General features: G+C 42.4%; 2 protein-coding genes and 1 pseudogene. All 3 read left to right on the top strand.

What is annotated here, in order from left to right; translation table 11 throughout:
• Positions 1-576: pseudogene (locus OPS28_RS17220) on the top strand (AMP-binding protein); the annotation flags it as partial.
• 123 nt (positions 577-699) lie between these two features.
• On the top strand, positions 700-1,437 hold the full coding sequence (locus OPS28_RS17215; protein ID WP_442864015.1) for a phosphopantetheine-binding protein: 738 nt from the start codon (positions 700-702) through the stop codon (positions 1,435-1,437).
• Positions 1,434-3,190: condensation domain-containing protein (locus OPS28_RS16930; protein ID WP_265610655.1), on the top strand; the 1,757-nt coding region annotated here is incomplete at its 3' end. The genes OPS28_RS17215 and OPS28_RS16930, both read left to right, overlap by 4 nt.

The following is a 3,190-nucleotide window of genomic DNA, read 5'->3' as shown; positions in this document are numbered from 1 at the left end:
ACGGCCCGTGGTCTTGGGGTGGATAACCTGGCCTACCTGATTTACACCTCCGGTTCAACCGGCAAGCCGAAGGGGGTGATGGTCGAGCATAAAAACATCATGGCCCTATCACAAGAAATGCAAACATGGTTTGAACCAATAAGCCGAGTTGGGTGGTGTGCTAATTATGTCTTTGATGCATCTTTACAAGGCTTGTGTTTCTTATTTAATGGCAGTACTTTAGTGATTGTACCCGATGAACTCAAGTTACAGCCAAGCCTTATAAAGTCATACATTCAATCACATCAGGTTGAGTTATTGGATTGCACACCGGGTATGTTGAGTTTCTGGCTGGAAGATTGGGGAGAAGATACGCTGCCTCACCTACTGGTAGGCGGGGAGCCTATTTCAGCTCAACTGTGGCAAACGCTTGTTGAGCGACGTGCTCAGGGTATTGAAATCTACAATGTGTATGGTCCAACAGAATGTACCGTAAACAGTTCTGTGGCGAAGGTAGAAGGTGAACTTAGCCATATCGGTAAGCCAGTTTCTTATGCCAGTGCCTATGTGTTGGCAGTACATGGCCAAGGCTTATCACCTTATGGTGCAGTTGGTGAGCTTTGTATTGGTGGTCCAGGAGTCGCAAGAGGCTACTTAAACCGAGATAAGCTGACGGCGGAACGGTTTATTGATAACCCGTACTATGAAGCGGGTAACCCGATGAGCTCGGCGAAGCTGTATAAGACCGGTGATTTGGTGCGTTACCTTGCGGATGGTAACCTGGCGTTCTTAGGTCGGATTGATGACCAAGTGAAGATACGTGGATTCCGTATTGAGCTGGGTGAGATAGAAGCGCAGCTGTGCGCCCAGGCAGGTGTGGACTCCGCCTTAGTGGTGGCCAGGGAGGTCGCAGGTAGCCAACAATTAGTGGGGTATGTGAAACCACAAGAGGCGCACCTGGAAAGTGTCAACAACGATGCAGCTCGTAATGCATTAATGGCGGAGATAGCATCAGCGTTACAAGCGGTGCTGCCTGAATACATGCTCCCGAGTGGTGTGTTGTTAGTAGAAGAGTGGCCATTGACCCCAAATGGTAAGATAGACAAAAAGGCATTACCGTCTTTAGATGCCAATGCATTTCAAGGTGAATATGTAGCGCCGAGTAGTGATGTTGAGGTTAAATTAGTTTCTTATTGGTCATCTCTACTCGATTTAAGTAAAGAAGATATCAGCGTTACAACAAGCTTCTTCGAACTTGGAGGCCACTCGTTGTTAATTACGCAAATGATCTCACCAATCAATACAGAGTTTGGGCTCAATATTAGAGTAAAAGATTTGTACGACAGGTTAACGGTTCGATCTTTAGGTATGTACATAGAAAGCTTACTGCAATTTCAAAATATAACAGAGTTAACTGAAGAAGTAAGTGAAGAGGATTTTGAGGATTTTGCATTATGAATGGGGAACTATTATTCCAAAAGTTGAAAGATGCAGGGGTAATATTCAATAAGGAAAATGGTCGAGTTAACCTTAAGTTACCAAAAGAGTTAGACAGTGAACTGAAGGCTGAGCTTGTTCAAAATAAAGATACGTTAAAAGTATTTCTAGATAAGTTATATGATCAAGCAGCTGAAGTTAGGAAAATCCATAAGCGAGATACTTCTAATCAATTTAATAAACTTTCCTTCTCTCAACAAAGACTATGGTTTATCGACAAACTAAAAGGAAGTTCTGCTGAATATAATATGCCGGAAGCAATGAAGGTTTCTGGGAATCTGGATGTTGCGCTTGTTGAGAAAGTCCTTAACAGGATTATTCAACGACATGAAATACTGCGGACAGTCTATCATGAGGAAGACGGTGAAACAGTACAAAGTGTAAACGATAATGTTGAGTTGAAGGTTAAAAAATATGATGTTTCTCATCTTGATAACAGTGAGCAGCAGGAAGAGTTACAAAAGTTAATATCTAAAGATGTAAATCGACCATTTAATCTAAAGCAGGATTTGATGCTCCGTGCGAGTTTTATAACATTAATGTCTGAAGACAATGAGGCCAGTTTACCTGCGCAAGGTGTACTTTTATTTAACATGCATCATATCGCCAGCGACGGTTGGTCGGTGGCAATCTTAAAGAATGAGTTCTTTACGCTATATAGAGCTTTTTATGAAGGAAAAAGAGAGCCTCTAGCAGAGTTAACTATTCAATATGCAGACTACGCGCAATGGCAACAAGAAGAACAAACTAAAGAAGTAAGTGTAAATCAACTTTCTTTTTGGGAGCAGCTATTAAAAGATGCGCCAACAGAACACGGTTTAGTTCTAAAACAAAAACGGCCAAAAATTAAGCTTCATCACGGACTCAGGGAAACTGGTGAGATTGAGAAGAATCTCGCTCGGCAGTTGACTAGTATTGCTAAACAACAGCAGCTAACACCATTTATGCTATTGCACGGTCTGATTGCATTGTTACTGACACGTTACAGTAACAATGACGAAGTAGTTATAGGTACTCCCGTTGCTAATCGAGAGTTGCCAGAGTTACAGTCTGTAATAGGTTTTTTTGCCAACACCTTAGCGTTGAAGGTCAATACTGATTACGACAGCCTTACTGATTATTTCAAGCATGTACGTGAAGTGAATTTAGGTGCCCTGGCAAATCAAGAGGCTCCCTTTGAACAGATAGTCGAAAAGCTTCAAATTCCACGTAATCTCTCTCATTCTCCGTTATTTCAAATTGTACTAAGTGTGGACAGTGACTTTGGTGTTGAAAGTGATGAAAATGTCCAATCACTTACACTACCTAAAGTTCAGCTGAGTTCGCTACCACCATCAACCATTCAGGCTAAATTTGATCTGGAAATCCATATTAGCTTGAATGAATCTGGCGGGTCATTGAATTGGATATATGATTCGTCGCTATTCGATACTGAATCGATCAGATGTCTGAATGAAAGCATGTTCAAGTTAATGAAAGATGTTGTTGCTTGTATCCATGAAGATGAGCCTAAACCCATTAAGATGTTATCTATGCTGCCTGATCGCGATGACGAGTTCTTTTCACGTTTAGCAGGAGCTACTGGGAGTACTTACCCGGATACATTGTGTATCCATGAGCTGTTTGAACAGCAAGTGGCGAGCCAGCCGGATGCCGTGGCAGTGGTGTACGAGGATGAGCAGCTGACGTACGGTGAGCTGAATGCGCAGGCGAA

This window comes from Alteromonas sp. ASW11-130 (assembly GCF_026183735.1).
Classification (GTDB): Bacteria; Pseudomonadota; Gammaproteobacteria; order Enterobacterales; family Alteromonadaceae; genus Alteromonas.
This window is presented reverse-complemented; position numbering and strand designations above follow the sequence as displayed.